This window comes from Micromonospora parva (assembly GCF_000718515.1).
Classification (GTDB): Bacteria; Actinomycetota; Actinomycetes; order Mycobacteriales; family Micromonosporaceae; genus Micromonospora; species Micromonospora parva.
Map to the genome: position 1 here is coordinate 176,698 of NZ_JNZS01000001.1, position 20,306 is coordinate 197,003.

A 20,306-nucleotide genomic window follows, 5' to 3' on the forward strand; every position below is an offset into this window, starting at 1 on the left:
GTTGATGGCGAGGCAATCGGGCTGGCGGGGTCAGCCGGTCAGGGCGCGGGCCACCGCGTACCCGGCGGTGGCCGCGGCGAGTCCGGCGGCCACGCTGCCCAGCACGTTGGCCAGGGCGAGCAGCCGGTGCCCGCCCCTGGTCAGCCGCAGTGTCTCGTAGCTGAAGGTGGAGTAGGTGGTCAGCGCGCCGCAGAAGCCGGTGCTGAGCAACGCGCTGACCGCCGGGCCGGCCGGCCATCCGGCCAAGGCGCCGAGCAGCAGCGACCCTGCCACGTTGACCAGCAATGTGCCCCAGGGGAACACCGAGGCGTGTCGGGACTGCACGGCCCGGTCGGCGAGGTAGCGCAGCGGCGCGCCGATGGCCGCGCCCAGGGCGATGAGCAGGACGGTCATCGGGCCGCCCGGCGCAGCAGCCCGGCGGTGACCGCATCGCCCAGCCCGACCGCGACGAGCGCCCCGAGCACCGTCGCGGCGAGATACGCCAGCGCGGTGCCCGGTGCGCCCGCGACGATCGCCTGCTGGACGTCGACCGCGTACGTGGAGAAGGTGGTGAACCCGCCGAGCACCCCGACCCCGAGGAACGGGCGCGCCAGCGGGTGCCCACCGTCGAGGTGCCCGAGCACCGCCATCAGCACGCCGATCAGCAGGCAACCGGACGTGTTGATGGTGAACGTGGCCCACGGGAAGCCGGTCGGCGGGTGCGGAACGGCGTGTTGCAGACCGGCCCGGGCCAGCGCGCCGAGCACGCCGCCGGCCGCGATCACCGCGAGAATCGTCGCGGGGCGCGCGGTCAGCTCGCGGCGGTCGGCGGGGACGCGCAGATCGACGTCGGGGTCGGTACGCGGCTCGAACGGCTCTGGCACGGCTCCTCAGCGTAGTGCCGGCGTCAGCGGCGTCAGCACTGCCGTCGGCTTGCCGCGCTGCCGGCGGAGGGTGGTGTCAGCGCACTGCCGCCACCGCGGCGTCCGGGCCGCCGCGCCAGAGCGTGCCGACCTCGCGGAAACCGGCGGCGGTGAGCGCGGCGAGGTGCCAGGAGACCGGTGGGTTCCACTCGGGGCTGTGCCCGGTCGGGTAGATCGCGTGACGCCGGGCGACCAGCGGGGCGAGCGCCGGATCGGCGCCGGCCCGCTCCCACCAGTCCGACCAGGACAGCATCGAGCCGGCGGCGTACCGGGCGTTGCGCCGGTCACGGGCCCGGTCCATCAGCCGCTTGGTCAGCTCCGGCAGGGTGTCGTCCGGCATGTGGTCGGCGTTGACGAAGACGCCGCCCGGGCGCAGCACGTCGCGCACCTCGGCGTAGAGCTGCCCGATCCGGTCGGCCGGCAGCCAGTGCAGGGCGGTGGCGGTGAGGACGGCGTCGTACTCGCGGTGGGGGAGCGCGGAGTGCCATTCGGGGGTGCCGAGGTCGGCCGTGATGATGGTGGCCCGGTCGGCCAGCGAGGCGCTGGCGATGGCGAGCAGCGCCGGGTCGAGGTCGACGAGGGTCGTCTGCGCGGTGGGGAAGCGGTCGAGGGTCCGCAGCGAGATGGTGCCGGTGCCGCCGGCCAGGTCGAGCACGCGCGGTGCCCGGCCGTCGATGACCGCGTCGACGGTGTCGAGCATCGCGGCGAACCGGTGTTCCCGGTCCGGGAGGTAGGCCTCCTGCTGGCGGTCCCAGCTTTCCTGCCAGGCCCAGGGATCCTCGATGTAAGGAGTCATGGCGATCAGGCTAGTTACGCGACGAGTGCGTTGTCCAGACCTTGTTGCACATCTTTTGCAACTGCGAGAAGATGGCGGGGCGATGATCAGAGCGACGCCGGGCCGGCGCTTCCGCCCGGCCCGGCGTCCTCGTCCCGCGCCGTCAGACCGCGGCGTCCACCAGGCTCTCGTCGGCCCGGGTCGGCTCGTCGCGACGGGCCAACCGCAGCGCTCCGAGCAGGACGCCCAGGCCGGCCAGAGTGAGCGCGGCACCGGCCCAGATCGGCGAGGTGTAGCCGAGCCCGGCGGCGATGGTCACACCGCCGATCCAGGCGCCCAGCGCGTTGCCGAGGTTGAACGCGGCGATGTTCGCCCCGGAGGCCAGAGTTGGTGCCTGCTGGGCGTACCGCATGATCCGCATTTGCAGCGGCGGCACGGTGGCGAAGCCGAACCCGCCCATCAGCACCAGCGCGACGATGGTCAGCACCGGGTTGGTGGCGGTCAGCGCGAAGCCGACGAGCACCACGGTGAGCACCGCCAGGACGGTGACCAGGGTGCGCGACAGGGACCGGTCCGCCGCCCGGCCGCCGAGCAGGTTGCCCGCGAAGAGCCCGGCTCCGAAGAGCACCAGCAGCCACGGCACCGTGCTGGAGGCGAAGCCGCTGACCTCGGTGAGCGTGTAGGCGATGTAGGTGAACGCGCCGAACATCCCACCGAAACCCAGGACGGTGATCACCAGGGAGAGCCAGACCTGGGCGTGGGTGAAGGCGCGCAACTCGCCGCGCAGCCCGCCGGCCGGCCGGTCGGCGTCGGCGGTGTCGCCCGCCGGGATGAGCGCTGCCAGCCCGACCAGGGCGACCACGCCGATGGCGGTGATCGCCCAGAACGTCGACCGCCAGCCGAAGTGCTGCCCGAGGAAGGTGCCGAAGGGCACGCCGAGCACGTTGGCGATGGTCAGGCCGGCGAACATCATGGCGATGGCACCCGCCCGGCGCGCGGGTGCGACCAGGCCGGCGGCGACCACCGCGCCGATGCCGAAGAACGCGCCGTGGCAGAGCGCGGCGACGATCCGGCCGGCCATCATCACGGCGTAGTCGCCGGCGATCGCGGAGAGCAGGTTGCCGATGATGAAGAGCACCATCAGGCCGAGCAGGACCGGTTTGCGCGGCAGTCGGGTGACCGCCGCGGTGAGGGCGACCCCGCCGACGGCCACGCTGAGCGCGTAGCCGGAGATCAACCAGCCGGCCACCGGTTCGGTGACCGCGAAGTCGGCGGCCACCTCGGGCAACAGCCCCATGATGACGAACTCGGTGAGCCCGATGCCGAAGGCGCCGATGGCCAGCGCGATCAGGCCGGGCGGCAGGGACTTGTGGCGTACGGACATGGTCTTCCCGTCGAGAGGGGGCAGATGTGAGGCGTGTGCAACTACACGCGCCAGCAACGAGATACTTGCACGCGCTTTATATCGGCGCAAGCGTGGTAGCCTGGCATCCGTTCAGATCACACCGAGGAGGCAGCCATGGGCATCGCGGACGACGCGGTCGAGATCCGCGCCCAGGGTTGGCGCACCCTCGCCGCCCTGCACGGGCTGATCGAGACGTCCCTGGAACGCGCCCTACAGGCCGGCCACGACCTCTCCGTCGTCGAATACACGGTGCTCGACGCGCTGTCCCGCCAGGACGGCTGGCACATGCGGATGAGCCAGCTCGCCCGCGCCGCCGCGCTCTCCGGCAGCGCCACCACCCGGCTGGTCACCCGCCTCGAACAGCGGGGGCTGCTCACCCGGATCCTCTGCGCCGACGACCGGCGCGGCATCTACACCGAGCTGACCCCGGCCGGCTCCGAGCTGCTCGCCCAGACCCGACCGACCCACGACCGGGTGCTCACCGAGGCGCTCGCCCAAGCGGAGGCCACCCCCGAGCTGGCACCACTGGTCGACGCCCTGCACCGGCTGCCCGCCGCCCGCTGACCGCCCCGCCGGCCGGCGCGACGGCGGGCGTACGGTACCCGCAGCCCCACCGGGACCGTCGCGCCAAGGAGGCAGCCGATGCAGGACCGCACCCCTCGTCCGGAGGAGCTGGAGCCGATCGAGCGCGCCGGCATCGACGAGCTGCGCGCCCTGCAACGCGACCGACTGCGCTGGTCGCTGCGGCACGCGTACGACAACGTGCCGCACTACCGGCGGGCGTTCGACGCGGTCGGGGTGCACCCCGACGACTGCCGGGATCTCGACGACCTGGCCCGCTTCCCGTTCACCGGCAAGGCCGAGCTGCGGGAGAACTACCCATTCGGCATGTTCGCCGTACCCCGGGAGCGGGTGGCCCGCCTGCACGCCTCCTCCGGCACCACCGGCCGCCCGACGGTGGTCGGCTACACCCGCGACGACCTGCGCATCTGGGCGCGCCTGATGGCCCGCTCGATCCGCGCCTCCGGCGGCCGGCCGGGTGACCGGGTGCACGTCGCGTACGGCTACGGGCTCTTCACCGGCGGTCTGGGCGCGCACTACGGGGCTGAAGAGTTGGGCTGCACCGTCATCCCGGTCTCCGGTGGCATGACCGAGCGTCAGGTCATGCTGATCCGCGACTTCGAACCCGAGGTCATCATGGTCACGCCCAGCTACCTGCTGGCCATCGTGGACGAGATGCGCCGCCAGGGCATCGACCCGCGGTCCACCTCGCTGCGGGTGGGCATCTTCGGGGCCGAGCCGTGGACCGAGGACATGCGCCGGGAGATCGAGCAGCAGCTGGACATCCACGCCGTCGACATCTACGGGCTCTCCGAGGTGATGGGTCCCGGTGTGGCGACCGAGTGCGTCGAGACCAAGGACGGGCTGCACCTCTGGGAGGACCACTTCTACCCGGAGATCATCGACCCGGTCACCGGGGCCGTGCTGCCCGACGGCGAGCGCGGTGAGCTGGTGTTGACCTCGCTGAGCAAGGAGGCGATGCCGGTCGTGCGCTACCGCACCCGCGACCTGACCCGGCTGCTGCCCGGCACCGCCCGGCCGATGCGCCGGATCGAGAAGATCACCGGCCGGACCGACGACATGATGATCCTGCGCGGGGTGAACATCTTCCCCACCCAGATCGAGGAGCTGATCCTGCGGATTCCGCAGTTGTCGCCGCACTTCCAGTGCGTCCTCGACCGGCACGGCCGGCTGGACACCCTCACGGTGCGGGTGGAGCGGCGCGCCGGCGTCGCCGTGGATGCCGCCGACCGGGCCGGCGGCACGCTGGTGCAGCTGGTGAAGAACACCATCGGCGTGAGCGTGGCGGTCGAGGTGCTCGCCCCGGACACTGTGGAACGGTCGATGGGCAAGATGCGCCGCATCGTCGACCAGCGGCCCACCTCGACGTCGAACCCGACATAGGATCCCGCGCATGCGTGTGCTGGTGGTCTCCGCCCCGCTCGTCGGGCACGTCTTCCCACTGGTGCCGCTCGCGGTCGCGCTGCGCGACGCCGGCCACGACGTGCTGGTGGCCACCGGCGGTGGGGGCCTGGCCGCCGCCGAGGCCGGTCTGTCGGTGCACGACATCGCGCCGGGCTTCGACTTCGGGCGGATCGCGCTGCGGGTCTTCCCCCGCCATCCGCTGATCGCCCGCGCGGAGCTGGCCGGCACCGCCGGCACCCGGGGCGCCGGCCTGCTGTTCGGCGCGCTCAACGACCAGCTCACCGACCCGGTGGTCGCGCTGGCCACCGACTGGCGGCCGCATCTGGTGGTGTACGAGCCGTTCGCGGTCGCCGGTGCGGTCGCCGCCGCGCGCCTCGACGTGCCGGCCGTACGCCAGGAGAACGCCCTCTTCGACGGCCGGGATCTGGTCCGCGCCACCGTCGCCCGACTCGGCGGTGCGCTGCGCCGCCACGGCCTCACCGAGCTGCCCGCGCCGGCCGCCGCCCTGGCCGTGGCCCCGCCCAGCGTTGCCACGCAGGGCGGCTGGCCGATGCGCTACTCGTCCTACGTGGGCGGTGGCCAGCTGCCGGACTGGCTGCGCGAGCCGGGTGACCGCCAGCGGATCCTGGTCACCCGCAGCACCCTGACCGGCCCCGGCGACCGGGGGCCGATGCCCGCCGTGGTGGCCGCCGCCGCCGAGGTGGACGCGGAGATCGTGCTGGTCCGTCCCGACGAACGGTCGGCCCGCTCGGTGCCCGGCAACGTCCGGGTGGTCGACTGGATCCCCCTCGACGAGGCGTTGCCGGCGAGCACGGCGCTGGTGCACCACGGTGGGGCGGGCAGCGTCCTCGGTGCCCTCGCCGCCGGCCTGCCCCAACTGGCCACCACGGGTCCCGGGGACCGGCGGCACAACGCCGAGCTGGTGGCCCGCCGGGGCGCCGGTCTGGCGCTGCGTCCCCGCGACATCACCGCGCGGGCCCTGACCCAGCTGCTCACCGACGAGCGCCTGCGTACCGCCGCCGCACAGGTCAGCCGCGAGATCGCCGGGATGCCGGCACCGACCGACCTGGTCGCGCGGCTGACGGCACTGGTCTGACGCCCGCTGGGCGTGGCCACCCCGGACTGTCGCCCGGCTGCGGCAGGATGACCGGATGCGACACGTCGTGCTGTTTCACTCCGTGTACGGGCTGCGCCCCGCCGTGCGCGCCGCCGCCGACCGGTTGCGCGCCGCCGGGCACCAGGTCAGCACCCCCGACCTGTACGGCGTCCCGGCCGCCGACACCGTCGAGGAGGGCTTCGCGCTGCTCGACAAGATCGGCCAGGAGGTGGTGCTGGACCGGGCCCGGGCCGCGCTGCGTGACCTGCCACCGCAGACCGTGCTCGCCGGCTTCTCGATGGGCGCCGGGGTGGCCGGGGCGCTGCTGGCCGAGCGCCCCGACGCCGCCGGTCTGCTCCTGCTGCACGGCACCGGTGGGGCCCCGGACGCGGTCCGACCCGGGTTGCCGGTGCAGCTGCACCTCGCCGACCCCGACCCGTACGACGTCCCGGACGAGGTCGACGAGTGGCAGCGGGCCATGACCGGCGCCGGCGCCGACCTGACGGTGTTCCGCTATCCCGGGGTGGGCCACCTGTTCACCGATCCGGAGGTGGCTGAGTATTCGCCGGACGCCAGCGCGGCGGCCTGGCCGCGCGTGCTGGCCTTCCTGGCCGCTTGCTGATCACCAGGCCCGGGGGCGTGACCTCGTCGCCCTGGCCGGTCGGCTGAGCCGCCGACCCCGCTCAGTTGGCGGTGGCGCCGATGCGTGGGGGAGTGGCGGTGCCGTGCACCCGCCGGGCGTGGTTGGCGAACAGCCGGGGCGCGATGATTGGCATGAGCAACCGGGCCGGCAGCGGGGCGTGCGCGAGCACCGCCTTGACCACTGCCGGGTCGCCCTCGTACATGGCCAGGCCGAAGGCCAACGGCAGCTGCTTCTTCGAGGACTTGCTCATCCCGTGCTCGCCGAGCCGCATCCACTCCCTGGCGGTGACGTGCCGTTCCGCCAGGGGCAGGATCTCCTTCTCCTCCAGAGCCATGTGCTCGATCAGCGCGCTGCGGAGCTGTTCCAGGGCGTCGGCGAGCTGCTCGCCGTCGCGTCCGGTACGACGCCACTGGGGGAGGAGGGCCACCACCGCCGCGTGGGCGTCCTCGATGGCGTGGTGCTGCGCCTCCATGGTGGGGACGATCGCCGTCGCCTGCGCGCCGCCGCGCTCCAGCAGCAGCGGCCACAGCAGCAGGTCCTCGCCCTCGTGGTGCAGGTGCAGGATGTGGCAGAGCATCTCGGCGTGGGCGCCGACGACCTCCGCGCGCCTGGTGTCGCCCGGTGTGACGTCCCGGACGAGCTGCGGCAGCAGGCTGAATTCGCGACGGAGCGCGGAGTGCGCCATGTACATGTCGCGCACGTCGGCCATGGCTTCGCGGTGGTTCTGGTTCACGGTGACCTTTCCGAGGGATCAACTGGCACAGATCTGTTGATCATGCTCGGTGTCACTTGTAACCGGCTTGGAATCCACCAACCGTGCCGGTCAGCCGGCCAACGCCGCCGTCGCCTCGGCCAGCCAGTGCGGCGACTCCCACCGGCGGGCCACCCGCGCGGCGAGCGTGAAGTGCCGGGTCGCCTCCTCGGTGCGGCCCAGCAGCCGGCACAGCTCCCCGAGCGTCAACGCGACCGGCCGCACCACGGCCGCGGTGGTGGAGAAACCGGCCAGTTGGTCGCTGACCGGGAGCAGCGCGTCGATCACCGGCTGGGCCAGGTCCCGTCGACCCAGCGCCACGATGACCATCCCGCGGACGGTGAGCAACGCCGACTCGAAGTAGTCCGGGCGGTACGTGTGCCGCCCGATCGGCATGGCCCGCGCCTCGGCCAGGCGTCCGCTCCCGATCAACGCCAGCGCCAGCAGGTCGTCCACGATCGGACCCAGCGACTCCCGGATCCGCCGGGTCGCCGCCAGGTGCTCACCGAACCGTCCCTGGCTGATCAGCAGGGTCCCGGTGGAGAAGTAGTGGAAGGACTCGGCGTGCAGCGAACCCTGCCGCCGCATCTGCGCGGCGACCTCGTCGTAGTGCCGTTGCGCGGCGACGAAGTCACCGGCGACGTGCGCGAGGGTGCCCAACGAGCACAGGTTGATGGTCTGCGCCTCGTTCAGCTGGTACGTCTCGGCCAGCCACCCCTGCCGGGCGACGCTGAGGCGCAGCTCGTCCGGCTCGTTGAGGGCGGCGGCGCAGTGGCCCAGCACCTGCTCGGCGACCGAGCGGTAGGTCACCAGCCCATGCTCGTCGGCGAGGTCGCGCAGCTCCACGGCCAGCTCCCGACGGGCCGGCGCTTCCCGCTCGTAGCTCATGGTGCGCATCCGCGCGGCCAGCCCGAGGGCCCGCAGCTCGGGGTCGTCGAGGCGCCGCCCGAGGGCCAACGCCTCCCGCCCGGCCGCCACGCCGCGCGGGTCGGATTCGCCGTCCAACTCCGTGGCGAGCGCCTCCAGCAGTCGGCAACGGGCAACCGGGTCCAGGTCGTCGGCGCGCAGCAGCCGGGTGAGCACCTCGACGACGCGGTGGTCCACCACGCCGTACTCGTGGGTCAGCCACGGGGTGGGCACGGTCCACGCGGTGAACGCCGCGACCAGCAGATCGTCGCGGCCGGACTGCGCGGCGACGTCGAACGCCCGGGCGCGGGTCTGCCGGGCGGCGGCCACCGCACCGGCGCGCGCATAGGCGCGCAACAGCCGGCCGAGCAGGTCGACCCGCAGCGCGTCGCGGTCCCCGGCGACCGTGGCGGCGGCCTCGACGGCGTTGCTGAGCAGCTCGATCGCGGCGTCGTACGCGTACCGCCGCTCGGCCAGTTCGGCGGCCCGGATGGCGTAGTCGACGGCGAGCGGCGCGGTGTCGGCCGACGCGGCGCGGGCGTACTGGTGGGCGAGGGCCGGGTAGTCGTCGGGCCGCAACCGGCGGGTGGCGGCGGCGATCCGGGCGTGCAGGCGGGTGCGGCGCAGCTGCGGCAGGTCGGTGTAGATGGTGTCGCAGACGAGGCCGTGCACGAACCGCACCCGCCCGGGCGCCGGTTCGGTGAGCAGTCCGGCGGCCAGCCCGGCCTCCAGCGCCCGCAGCACAGTGGCCTCGTCGGTGCCGGCGGCGTCGACGAGCGTCGGCACGTCAGCCTCCCGCCCGACGGCGGCGGTGAGGCGCAGCACCGACACGGCCGTCGCCGGCAGCCGGGAGAGCCGTCGGCGCAGCACGTCGCGTACGCCCTCGGGCACGTCGGAGGTGGCGACGAGCGTGCCCTCGGCGGCGAGCAGCCGCGCCGACTCCCGGACGTAGAACGGGTTGCCGCCGGTCCGCTCGGCCAACGCGGCGACCGTGTCCGGGTCGACGGTGGTCCGGGCCAGCGCGCCGAGCAGCCGTTCGACCTCGGACGTGCTCAGGCCGCCCAGCGGGATGCGGTGGGGTGACCGGCGGGCCAGCACGGCCATCGTCTCGGCGAGGCGGTCGGCGTTGTCCGCGGGCCGCAGCGCCGCGACGAACAGGACGGCGCCGGTGGTCATCTCGGTGACGCTCTGCAACAGCAGCAGGGTCTCCGCGTCGGCGGCGTGCAGGTCGTCGAGGATCACGGCGACCGGTCTGCGGGTCGCGGCGGCGTCCAACCAGGTGCCCACCGCGCGGTGCAGCCGGAACCGGCCGGCGGTGACGTCGCCACCGGGCTCACCGTCGCCGCCGCCGAGCAGCGGGGCGAGCGCGGGTGCGAGGTCGCCCGGGGGTGCCTGCTCGGCGAGTTGCCGCAGCGCCTCGACCCAGGCCCAGGCCGGCGGGGCGCCGTCGACCTCGGGGCAACGGCCGACGGTGACCAGCCAGCCGTGGTCGATGAGCTCCTGCCGGAACCGGGTGAGCAGGCTGGTCTTGCCGGCCCCGGCCTCACCGCTGAGCACTGCGACCCGCGGCCCGCTCGCCACCGTGTCGGCGGCGGCCTGCCGCAGCGCTTCCCCCTCGACCTCCCGGCCGACGAAGACCTCCTGCGACACCTGTCGCCCGGCGCGTACCGGTGCCGGCGTCGCCGGTGGCAGCAGGTCGAGGCGCTGGCCGAGGATCGCGGACTCCACCTCGACCAACGCCGGGCCCGGGTCCAGACCGAGCTGGTCGGCCAGGGTCGCCCGCGCCCGCCGCAGCGCGGCGAGCGCGTCGCCCTGCCGGCCGGTATGCCACAACGCCAGCGCCAGCAACCGCCAGCTCTCCTCCCGCAGCGGCGCCTGCCGGGTCAGCAACTCCGCCTCCGGCACCGCCTCGGCCGCGTCGCCGCAGCGCACCGTCACGTCGAGCAGCAACTCCCGGGCGCCGAGGCGCAGCTCCTCCAGCCGCAACACCTCCGGCTGCGCCCACGGCTCCCCGGCGAACTCGGCGTACGCCCGACCGCGCCACAGGTCGAGGCCGTCGCGCAGCAGGTGACGTGCCCGGCTCGGGTCGGTGGGGCCGACGGCGCGCGCCTCGGCGAGCAGGGTCTCGAACCGGCCGGCGTCGACGGCGTCGGCGGGCAGCCGCAGCGCGTAACCCGGTGCCGCGGTGACCAGGACCCGGGCCGGCGCCCGGCGTTCGCGGGCCGGTTCCACCAGGCGGCGCAGGTGCGAGATGTACGCCTGCAGGGAGGCGATCGCCCGTGGTGGCGCGTCACCCCGCCACAGATCCTCGATCAGCTGACCGACGGAGACGACCTCGCCCCGGGCCGCGAGCAGCAGCGCGAGCACGGCGCGTTGCCGGGGGCCGCCGAGGTCGACCGGCCCGCCTGTGTCGACCTCGACCTCAAGCGGCCCGAGCACCCGTAGCAGCATGACGGGACCAATCCTAGTCACGCCGGGTGACCGGCTCGCCCGCTCCCGTCGGACGGTGGCAAGCCAGCTCACCCCAGGTGGGGGCGCCTCGCTCTCGATGCCACCTCAGGCGCAGGCGGCCAGAGCGTCCGACCAGCGCGGCGACGGCGTACCGGGCGTGCCGCGTAACGGGGGTGTCTCCCCGACGCCGACGAGCGCACCCCGTCGGGCGGAGCCCGGTACGGCGGGCCTGGCGCTGATCGCCGCCCGGGATCGGGCGACCTCCGGGGGCCAGTGCCCGGCCGCGTTGCGTCGGGACGCGGCCGTCGAGGCGGCCGGGGTCGGCGGCCCGTCACCGGCCGACCCGACGACCCGCAGCCGACCGGAACCCGGCGAACGGTGGGTCTGCCGATTCGGCGCGGCCGGCGCGGTGGCCATCGTCGGGGTGCGAACGGGTCGGTGCCGCACCGGGCCGTTGGCACCCGGTCGCGACACCGGGGCCAGTGTGGTGTCGAGGCCGGCCCGGGAGCGGACCGCGTCGAGACGCACGACCTGCGCGGTCGCGGCGTCGACGACGCCGGTGCCGACCGCCTCGGCAGGGTCGGCGGTGTGCGCGTGGACGGTGTCGAGGCGCGGCGTGTCGGCGGTTCGGCTGGCGAAGACGGCGCGCAGGGCGCGGGGCAACCGCTCGGCGGCGACCTGGCGCAGCGCGGGCGCGGCGAACGCGTACCCGTCGACGCGGTGCGGACGCAGCAGCCCGGCGGCGACCAGACCGCGCAGCGCGGGTGCGGACCGGCCGGGCGTCCAGCCGAGTGCCCGGTCCACTGCCGCGCCGTGGATGAGGCCACCGAGGGTGCCGGCGGCCATCAGCACCGCCCGCCGCTCACCGTCGAGGTGGTCCACTTCCGCGCCGACGGCCCGGCGGACCGCCTCGGGCAGCGCAAGTGCCGCCGGGTCGGCGCCGTCCACCAGCGACGTCACGTACGCCGTCGCGTGCCCGGGGCGGCCTCCCACCAGCGGCAGCAGCCGGTCGACCAGGGCCACCGGCTGCCCGGCCCGGCTGAGCAGGTGGCGCAGCAGCCGGCCGGACTGCACAGTGGCCAGCGGGCCGATCGTCACCCGTCGGGCCGGACCGGGCCGGGTGTCGGCCCACTGCGGCTGGTGCACGGTGAGCACTGCCAGCGGCAGCGCGCGCTCGGTCGCCGCGCGGAACAACGCGTGCAGGAACCGGCTCACCGCCGGCGCGGCCCGGTCCAGGTCGTCGACGGCCACGATCAGCGGCCGGTCGGCGGCCAGGCGCAGCAGGACCTCCCGGCAGATCGCCGCGCCGGCGAGGGCGGCGGCCGAGCCGTCCGGGGTGGTCAGCAGGCGCTGCAGCGCCGGGACGGCGGTGGCCACCCTGGTCGGCGGGAACAGCGGCGTCAGGGCGGTGACCAGCCGGTCGTGGACCGCCGCCGGGCCGTCGCTGTGCCGGATCCCGGCGAGGTTTCGGAGCAGGTGCGCGACCGGCGCCAACACCTGATCGGGGTACGGCTGGCAGGCCGCCACGCACCAGCGGACGGGCGTACCGTCCACCGTGGTCAGGCCGCGGGTCAGCTCGTGCAGCAGCCGGCTGCGGCCACTGCCGGTGGGGCCGACCAGGGAGATCCAGCGTGGCGCCCGGTCCCGGATGGCCCCGCCCAACTGGTCGCGGATGGTGGCCAGTTCGCGGCGTCGGCCGATCAGCGGACCGTCGTGCCGGTCGGCGCCGGGGCGGACCGGGCCGACGGCGTGCCACAGCGGCACCGGCGGCACCCGACCGGCCACCGGCACCGGCGTCAGCTGACGCTGGGTGATCAGGCCGGCGGTGGCGCGGGCGGTGGCCGCGCAGAGCGCGACGCCGCCGGGTGCGGCGTACTCCTGCAGGCGGGCGGCGGCGGTGATCACCGCGCCGCTGGCCACGCCGTGCCCGCCGGTGACGACGTCGCCGAGGTCGACCACGACCTCGCCGGTGGCCACCCCGACGCGGACGCGCAGCCTGATGTCGCCGACCATGGGCCGGCGGTCCAGCGCGGCCTGGATCTCCAGGCCGGCGCGCACCGCCCGGTAGGCGTCGAAGCCGTCGGAGTGCCGCGCGCCGAAGAGGGCCATCACGGCGTCGCCGATGTACTTCTCCACCACCCCCTGCCAGCGGTGCAGCACACCGGCGACGGTGTCGAAGTAGGCCTGCTGCAACGCCCGGACGTCCTCCGGGTCGAGGCGGCCCACCAGGGCCGTGGAGCCGACGATGTCCGCGAAGAGGACGGTGACGACGCGCCTCTCCTGCGGTACCGGCCAGAGCGGGGTGACGGTCCGTTGCGTGTCGACGATGATGCTGGTGGTCATGGGTGTCGCACCGGCCTTTCTCCCCGCGGTTGCCTGATCACCTCCGGAGATTGGCACTCCTGGGCCGACGGGGGATCTGCAGAACGACGTATGTCGGCCACCTGCAACCTTTAGTCGCAAAGTCGACGCGAGGAGTACCACAAGCGGCAGGCAGCCGTAGAACGGTGCGGGGCCCTGTGATTAGGCTGCGTGGCATGGCCAGCGATGTGGACACCGCACCGCTCGTGGGCCGGGCCGAGCTGGTGCAGACGGTTCGGTCCGCGTTGCTCGGTGACGGCGCGCACGGGCAGACCGCGGCGGTCTTCCTGACCGGCGAGAGCGGTGTGGGAAAGACCCGGCTGTTGGATGAGATCGGCGACCGCCTGCGGGAGCGGGGTGCCGTGGTGCTCACCGGCAGCTGCCTGGACATCGGCGACGCCTCACCGCTGCACCCGCTGTTGCAGGCGCTGCGCCGGTTCGACACCGAAGTGTCCGCCTCGCCCGCCCGCACCTCCTCGGCGGTGCGGGGGCTGCTGCAGATGTTCGCCGACGAGACCGCCGGCCCGGACGGCGCGGGCGCGTTGCTGGAGCGGGTCTCCCGCGGCCTGCACCTGATCGCCGAGGGTCGGCCGTTGGTGCTGATCCTGGACGACCTGCAGTGGGTCGACCGCAGCACCCGTCAGCTTCTGCTCTACCTGCTCGCCGGCCTGGGTGATCTTCAGCTGTCGGTGTTGGCCGCGGTCCGGGCCGAGTCGTTGCAGGGCGCGCACCCGCTGCGTCGGGTGCTCACCGAATTGCGTCGGCTGCGCACGGTGCGGGTGCTCGACCTGGCGCCGCTGGGTCGGGCCGACACCGAGACGCTCGCCGCTGCGGTGGTCGGCCGGACGCTGAGCGCCGACGCGGCCGAGCAGGTGTGGCAGCGCAGCGGCGGCAACCCGTTCGTCATCGAGGAACTGGCCCGCGACCTGCGCGACGGCCGCGACGGCCTGTCCGAGACACTGCGGGAGATCTTCCTCGACCGCGTCGACGCGTTGCCCCAGCACGCGCACGCCGTGGTGCACGCGGTGGCCGCCGGTGTCGAGCCGGTGCAGCACTGGCTGCTGGCCGAGGTGCTGCGGATGCCGGAGGACGAGCTGATCGCCGCGGCTCGCGCCGCTGTCGCGCACCGGCTGCTGGTCGGCGCCGACGACGGCTACCGGCTGCGGCACCGCCTCGTCGCCGAGGTGTTGGCCCACGAGCTGCTGCCAGCCGAGCGCTCCGGGCTGCACCGCCGCTACGCCGAGGCGCTGACCACGGCGCCGGGCGAGCTGCACCAGGCCCGGCTGGCGCACCACTGGCGACTGGCCGGCGAACCGGCACGCGCCCTGCCGGCGGCGGTGGCCGCCGCGCAGGAGGCCGAACGGCTGCACGGTTACGCCGAGGCGCACCGGCACTGGTCCGCGGCGTTGCAGTTGGCCGCCGAGCCGGGCCCGTCGACGGTGGACCGGGTCGAGTTGCTGGAGAACGCCGCCGAGGCGGCCCACCACTGTGGGGAGCACGCCCGCGCGTTGGCCCTGCTGGAGGAGCTGGTCGCGCTGCGCGGTGGCGAGCCGAGCTGCGCGCTGCACATCCGCCGTGCCCGTTACCTGGCCGCCGCCGGTCGCTCCGCGTTGGCCGAGGAGGAGTACCAGCGGGCGCTGAAGGCCGAAGACTGCTCCCCCCGGGACCGGGCCACCGCCGCCGCCCGGCTGGCCGAGCTGCTGCTGCACCTCGGCCGGTACGCCGACGCCGGCGAGCGGGCCCGCGAGGCGCTGGCGTTGGCCGAGAACGTGGCGGGCTCGACGACCGAGGTGGTGCTGGCCAGTTCGGCGCTGGGCTTCAGCGACGCCTTCCTGGAAGACCCGGACGCCGGCCTGGCGGTCATGCGTGACGCCCTCGACACCGCCGAGCGCGCCGGTCAGCCGGAGGATGTGGCCTGCGCGTACCTGCACCTGGCGGAGCTGTTGACCGGGCCGCTGAACATCCTCGAAGAGGGTGTGGTGGTGGCCCGTCGGGGTGCCGAACGGGTGGCCGAGCTGGGGCTGGGCCGCACCTGGGGCACCCGGCTGCTGGCCATCGCCATCAACGGGCTGTTCCGGGTGGGCCAGTGGGCCGAGGCGGAGAAGGTGGTGGCCGTAGCGCTGCGACACCGACCGTCCGGTGCGGACGCGGTGGAGCTGCTGCTGGCCCGGTGCCGGCTCTCGGTGGGCTACGGCGACATCGAGGCCGCCGGTCGGGACCTCGACGCGGTGGCGACCCTGCTCGCCGGCGGCGGGGCGCGGCACGTCATTCCGCTGCTCACCCTGCGCTCCGGGCTGGCCATGTGGGAGGGTCGGCACGACGTGGCGCGGCAGGCCGTGCAGCGCGGCCTCACCGAGAGCCGTTCCGACGACGTGATGATCCTCTCCGCGTTGGTCTGGCACGGCCTGCGCGCCGAGGCGGAGGCGCACGCCAGCCGCACCGTGGAGGTGGACCCGACGGCGGTGCGCCGGCTGCGCGACGTGGCCGACCGGATGGCCCGCAAGAGCGCCGGCGCCGCCCGGCCGGTGCGCTCGGTGGTGGAGGGCTTCCTGGCGTTGTGCGCCGCCGAGGTGAGCCGCCTCGACGGCAGCGACCCGGAGCTGTGGGCGGTGTCGGCCGCCGAGTGGGATCGGCGCAACCACCCCTATCCGGCGGCCTACTCGCGGCTGCGGCAGGCCGAGGCGCTGCTGGCCCGCCGCAGCCGGCTGGCCACCGCCGGCAAGCTCCTACGGGAGGCGTACCGGGTGGCGCAGGGGTTGGGTGCGGTGCCGTTGACCTCGGAGATCCGCGAGTTGGCCGGGCGGGCCCGGGTGTCGCTGGACGAGCGCGACACCGGCGCCGGTACGCGCAGCGCACCGGCGGAGGCGTCCGACGACGAGCTGACGGCGCTCACCGCACGGGAGCGGGAGGTGCTCGCCCTGGTCGCGGAGGGGTTGACCAACAAGGAGATCGGGCAGCGGCTGTTCATCAGCGAGCGGACCATCGGTGTGCACGTGTCGCACATCTTCGACAAGCTCCAGGTCCGGACCCGGGTGCAGGCCAGCGCGATCCAGCTGCGCAACCAACGGGGCTGACTTACCACTACGACGTATCCCGGCGCGCGTGTGCGCGCCGGGATACGTCGTTCTACTGATCCGGCGGGCCGGTGTCGGCTGAGAGGCTGAGCCGCGTCGACGACGGCACGGGGGATGCCGCCGACCACAATGGAGGAGAAATGATCGAACCGGTCTGGGGGCCCGTGCACCGGGACATCGTCGACCTGCTCGCCGACCACCCCGCGGACGTGCCGGCCGTGGTCGATCATTTGACCAAGCTGCAGGACATGCTGGTCCGGCTGCCACCGTTGGAGGCCAGTTGCCCGCTGGCCGACTTCAACAAGCTCTACCTGACGATCACCAGCAGCGTGTTGGACGGGCTGTACGACGACCGCTTCATCGACCCGGTCTTCCTCTCCCGGCTCGACGTCGAGTTCGCCGCCCGCTACTTCGACGCGATGCGGCTGTGGACCGACTCCAGCCCCGGCACCCCGAAGGCGTGGTCGTGCCTGTTCGAGCGGATGCGGGGGCCGGACGCCCGCCCGCTGCCCTCGGCGGCGGCCGGGGTGAACGCGCACATCAACTTCGACCTGCCGTTCGCCCTGGTGACCACGTTCGACCACCTGGAGTCGGAGCCGGTCGACGGCAGCGACCAGCACCACGACTACCTCGAGATCAACAACATCTTCGCGGACAAGATCCCTGGCCTGCGCCGTGGCTACCTGGAGCGGTGGCAGCTGCTCATCGACATGCTCAACGGTGACATCGACGACTGGTACCAGGGGGAACTGGTCGAGTACACGCGCGATGTCGCCTGGCGCAACGCGCAGAAGATCTGGCGGTGCCGGCACGACCCGCAGGCCCGCGAGTGTGAGCGCACGCGGTTGGACGACAACGCCGCGGCGCTCGGCCGGTTGCTGCTCTCGCCCCTCGGGGCGTTCCTGCAGTAGCCGGGACGGGGGGCTCCCGCGCTCCGCCCCGTGGGGGGCGGCGGAGCGCGGGAGCGCGTCCCACCAGTTCCACCCCGCGTGGCCACCCGACGTCGGGCGGTCACGAGCGGGGACAGCCGGTCGGCCCGGGGGGTGCCGACCGTCTGCCACCGTCGGCCGGCCCGGGGGGTGTCGGCCGGCGGTGGGGGACCGCCGGGTGGGAGCGCGTCGACGGCGTGCGGATCCGGGGGTGTCGGCGGGCTCGGATCGGGTACGCCCGCGCCATGATTGTCCTGGCCCGGCGTCGGCCCGCCGCCCGCCCCCGGCCCGCGCGGCCCGGCCCGCTGCGGCCGGGCGGCCCGGTGTCGCGACCCACCGCGCGGCCCGGCGCCCGATGACCGGCGTCGCGACGCGATTTCCGTTCCGCTTCGATGCGGCGTTCCGGCCGATGCTGGCCCTGCTGGGGGTCCGTCCGGCGACGGCCTGGGTCGCCGTCAGCGAACGGGATCTGATGATCCGGTACGGGCCGTGGCGGCTGCGGACCGCCCGGGACAACGTCGTCGCCGTCGAGCTGAGCGGGCCGTACCGCTGGTGGCGGGCGATCGGCCCGCACCTGTCGCTGGCCGACGGCGGTGCGACTTTCGGCAGCAGTACGGCTGGCGGGATCTGTCTGCGCTTCGGCGTACCGGTGCCGGCGTTGCTGCCCGGCGGGCGGCTGCGGCACCCGGCGGCCACGGTGACCGTCACCGACCCACCCGCGCTGGCCCGGCTGCTCGCCGTCGCGGACCTGTCCTGAGCAGGCCGAACAGGTGGCCGGTTCCGCCGACCGGGCGCCGGGGCAGCGCCTACCGTCGGATCAGGACCTGTGAGGGTGGGACTGGCGATGGGTGACGAGCACCGGGCTAAACCACGACGCTGGAACGGACGCCGGCATACGCCGACCGGGCCGGACCCGGCACTGCGGGCGGCCCGCGATCCGGCCCGCCCGCACCGGGGCGGCCGGCAGGGTGTCGTGGTGCCCGAACGCGTGGCCACCCCGGCCCGCTCACTGTCGCCGACCAGCCCGTTGCGCCGGTGGCTCTTCCAGCACCAGGTGCAGCCGCCCGGCCCCGAGGCGATCGAGGGGCAGAGCCGTCGGCACGCCTGGTGGCAGGTGATGTGCCTGACCGGCGTGGACTACTTCTCCACGTTGTCGTACCTGCCGGGCATCGCGGCGGTGGCGGCCGGTGCGCTCTCCCCGTTGGCGACCCTGTTGATCGTCGCGCTCACTCTCTTCGGCATGCTGCCGATGTACCGGCGGGTGGCCCAGGAGAGCCCGCACGGTCAGGGTTCGGTGGCGATGCTGGAGCGGTTGTTGCCGTTCTGGCGGGGCAAGATCTTCGTCCTGGTGCTGCTCGGCTTCGTGGCCACCTCCTGGATCATCACGATCACCCTCTCCTCGGCCGACGCCACAGTGCACCTGTTGGAGAACCCGTACCTGCCGGACACGGTGCACGGGTCCCTGGTGCCGGTCGTGGTCACCGTGGTGCTGCTGCTGATCCTCGGCGGGGTGTTCCTGCTCGGATTCCGCGAGGCGGTGGTGGTGGCCATCCCGCTGGTCGCGGTCTTCCTGGTGCTCAACGCGGTGATCGTCGTGGTCGCGGTGGCCCGGATCGCCGCCGACCCGGGCATCGTGTCGGACTGGACGGCCGCGATCACCACGACCGGCGGGGGACCGGGCCACGTGCTGCTCACCGCGGTGCTGGCGTTCCCGCTGCTGGTGCTGGGGCTCTCCGGTTTCGAGACCGGGGTCAGCATGATGCCCCTGGTCGCGGCGGATGGTCCGGACCAGCAGGCCCGGCTCGCCGCCCGGATCCGCAACACGCGCCGACTGCTCACCACCGCCGCGTTGATCATGTCGGTGTACCTGATCTCGACGACCTTCGTGACCACGGCGCTCATCCCGAAGCAGGAGTTCGCGCCGGGCGGCGCCGCGAACGGGCGGGCGCTGGCCTTCCTGGCGCACACCTACCTGGGTGAGGTGTTCGGCAGTGTCTACGACGTGAGCAGTGTGCTCATCCTCTGGTTCGCCGGCGCGTCGGCCATGGCCGGCTTGATCAACATCGTGCCGCGCTACCTGCCGTCGTACGGGATGGCGCCGGAGTGGGCGCGGGCGGTGCGTCCCGTGGTGATCGTCTACACCGTCGTCAGCGTCGCCATCACGATCGCCTTCCGCGCCGACGTCAACGCCCAGGCCGGCGCGTACGCCACCGGGATCCTGGCGATGATGGTCTCCGGCGCGGTGGCGGTGACGATCTCCGCGGCCCGTCGCCACCGGCGCGCCTCGGCCATCGGCTTCACCGTGCTGACCCTGGTGCTGCTGTACGCGCTGCTGGAGAACGTCATCGAACAGCCGGACGGGATCACGATCTCCGCGCTGTTCATTCTCGGCATCATCGCGGTCTCATTGGTCTCCCGGGTCACCCGGACCACCGAGCTGCGGGCCGAGCGCATCGAGTTCGACGAACCGGCCCGTCGGTTCATCACCGAGTCGCTGGCGCACGACGGGCAGCTGCACCTGATCGCGAACAAGCGGCAGAAGGGTTCGGTGAAGGAGTACACGATCAAGGAGCGGGCGCAACGCGGGATGAACCCGGTGCCCGGCGCCGCGGACGTGCTGTTCCTGGAGATCGATGTGGTGGATCCGTCGGACTTCAGCCAGGTGCTGCGCGTCCACGGGATCGAGGTGGGCGGCTTCCGGGTGTTGCGGGCCAACAGTCCGGCCGCGCCCAACGCGATCGCCGCGATCCTGCTGGCCCTGCGGGACGCCACCGGGGTCCGGCCGCACGCGCACTTCGAGTGGTCGGAGGGGAGCCCGATCGCGCACCTGGCGCGCTACCTCATCCTGGGTCGGGGGGACACCCCGCCGGTGGTGCGGGAGATCATCCGACGCACCGAACGGGACCCGCTGCGCCGGCCCGGCATCCACGTCGGCGGGTGACGTCGATGCCGGTTTGCCGGTATTGAAGATGAAAGAGGGAACTATTCACGTTCACACCTTCCTGTCCGTATTGCGGACCTATCGTG

15 protein-coding genes are annotated in these 20,306 nt (G+C 73.9%); 8 read left to right on the top strand and 7 right to left on the bottom strand.

The window, feature by feature from the left end:
- Positions 1 to 30 precede the first annotated feature (30 nt).
- From crcB to IF22_RS0100795, 4 genes are all read right to left on the bottom strand, one after another.
- The gene (gene crcB / locus IF22_RS0100780; RefSeq protein WP_030327553.1) at positions 31 to 393 is read right to left on the bottom strand and encodes a fluoride efflux transporter CrcB; all 363 of its coding nucleotides are present in this window, start codon (positions 391 to 393) and stop codon (positions 31 to 33) included.
- Positions 390 to 863, bottom strand: coding sequence for a fluoride efflux transporter FluC (locus tag IF22_RS0100785; RefSeq protein WP_030327554.1), 474 nt, complete (start codon positions 861 to 863; stop codon positions 390 to 392). The genes crcB and IF22_RS0100785 overlap by 4 nt, the downstream gene beginning before the upstream one ends.
- A gap of 76 nt (positions 864 to 939) precedes the next feature.
- A complete protein-coding gene (locus IF22_RS0100790) occupies positions 940 to 1,698 on the bottom strand; it encodes a class I SAM-dependent methyltransferase (RefSeq protein WP_030327556.1) in 759 nt (252 codons plus the stop codon).
- A 142-nt stretch (positions 1,699 to 1,840) separates the two neighbouring features.
- The gene (locus IF22_RS0100795) at positions 1,841 to 3,061 is read right to left on the bottom strand and encodes an MFS transporter (RefSeq protein WP_245233475.1); all 1,221 of its coding nucleotides are present in this window, start codon (positions 3,059 to 3,061) and stop codon (positions 1,841 to 1,843) included.
- Between the two features lie 135 nt (positions 3,062 to 3,196).
- Between IF22_RS0100795 and IF22_RS0100800 the strand changes: the two genes are divergently transcribed.
- From IF22_RS0100800 to IF22_RS0100815, 4 genes are all read left to right on the top strand, one after another.
- Positions 3,197 to 3,646: a MarR family winged helix-turn-helix transcriptional regulator gene (locus tag IF22_RS0100800; RefSeq protein WP_030327558.1), complete on the top strand. Its 450-nt coding sequence runs from the start codon at positions 3,197 to 3,199 to the stop codon at positions 3,644 to 3,646.
- Between the two features lie 78 nt (positions 3,647 to 3,724).
- Positions 3,725 to 5,047 (top strand): phenylacetate--CoA ligase PaaK, encoded by a 1,323-nt coding sequence (gene paaK / locus IF22_RS0100805; RefSeq protein ID WP_030327560.1) that lies wholly within the window; start codon positions 3,725 to 3,727, stop codon positions 5,045 to 5,047.
- Between the two features lie 10 nt (positions 5,048 to 5,057).
- Complete coding sequence (locus IF22_RS0100810; RefSeq protein ID WP_030327561.1) at positions 5,058 to 6,164, top strand: nucleotide disphospho-sugar-binding domain-containing protein; 1,107 nt, start codon at positions 5,058 to 5,060, stop codon at positions 6,162 to 6,164.
- A gap of 55 nt (positions 6,165 to 6,219) precedes the next feature.
- Positions 6,220 to 6,786, top strand: coding sequence for a dienelactone hydrolase family protein (locus IF22_RS0100815; RefSeq protein ID WP_030327562.1), 567 nt, complete (start codon positions 6,220 to 6,222; stop codon positions 6,784 to 6,786).
- A 61-nt stretch (positions 6,787 to 6,847) separates the two neighbouring features.
- Here IF22_RS0100815 and IF22_RS0100820 read toward each other — a convergent pair whose 3' ends face one another.
- From IF22_RS0100820 to IF22_RS32745, 3 genes are all read right to left on the bottom strand, one after another.
- Positions 6,848 to 7,540, bottom strand: a complete 693-nt coding sequence (locus IF22_RS0100820) for a hemerythrin domain-containing protein (protein ID WP_030327564.1) — start codon at positions 7,538 to 7,540, stop codon at positions 6,848 to 6,850.
- A 90-nt stretch (positions 7,541 to 7,630) separates the two neighbouring features.
- The gene (locus IF22_RS0100825) at positions 7,631 to 10,915 is read right to left on the bottom strand and encodes an ATP-binding protein (RefSeq protein ID WP_030327565.1); all 3,285 of its coding nucleotides are present in this window, start codon (positions 10,913 to 10,915) and stop codon (positions 7,631 to 7,633) included.
- Positions 10,916 to 11,020: 105 nt separating this feature from the next.
- Entirely contained in the window at positions 11,021 to 13,258 is a 2,238-nt protein-coding gene (locus IF22_RS32745) for an adenylate/guanylate cyclase domain-containing protein (RefSeq protein ID WP_051708076.1), read from the bottom strand.
- A 194-nt stretch (positions 13,259 to 13,452) separates the two neighbouring features.
- Here IF22_RS32745 and IF22_RS0100835 point away from each other — a divergent pair, with 194 nt between their 5' ends.
- The 4 genes from IF22_RS0100835 to IF22_RS0100850 all read left to right on the top strand — a co-directional run bounded on the left by IF22_RS0100835 (position 13,453) and on the right by IF22_RS0100850 (position 20,220).
- Positions 13,453 to 16,350 (top strand): helix-turn-helix transcriptional regulator, encoded by a 2,898-nt coding sequence (locus IF22_RS0100835; protein WP_030327567.1) that lies wholly within the window; start codon positions 13,453 to 13,455, stop codon positions 16,348 to 16,350.
- 140 nt (positions 16,351 to 16,490) lie between these two features.
- Positions 16,491 to 17,261, top strand: coding sequence for a DUF5995 family protein (locus IF22_RS0100840; RefSeq protein WP_030327568.1), 771 nt, complete (start codon positions 16,491 to 16,493; stop codon positions 17,259 to 17,261).
- Positions 17,262 to 17,634: 373 nt separating this feature from the next.
- Positions 17,635 to 18,036: a hypothetical protein gene (locus tag IF22_RS0100845; protein WP_030327569.1), complete on the top strand. Its 402-nt coding sequence runs from the start codon at positions 17,635 to 17,637 to the stop codon at positions 18,034 to 18,036.
- Between the two features lie 87 nt (positions 18,037 to 18,123).
- A complete protein-coding gene (locus IF22_RS0100850; RefSeq protein WP_167337258.1) occupies positions 18,124 to 20,220 on the top strand; it encodes an APC family permease in 2,097 nt (698 codons plus the stop codon).
- Positions 20,221 to 20,306: the final 86 nt, after the last annotated feature.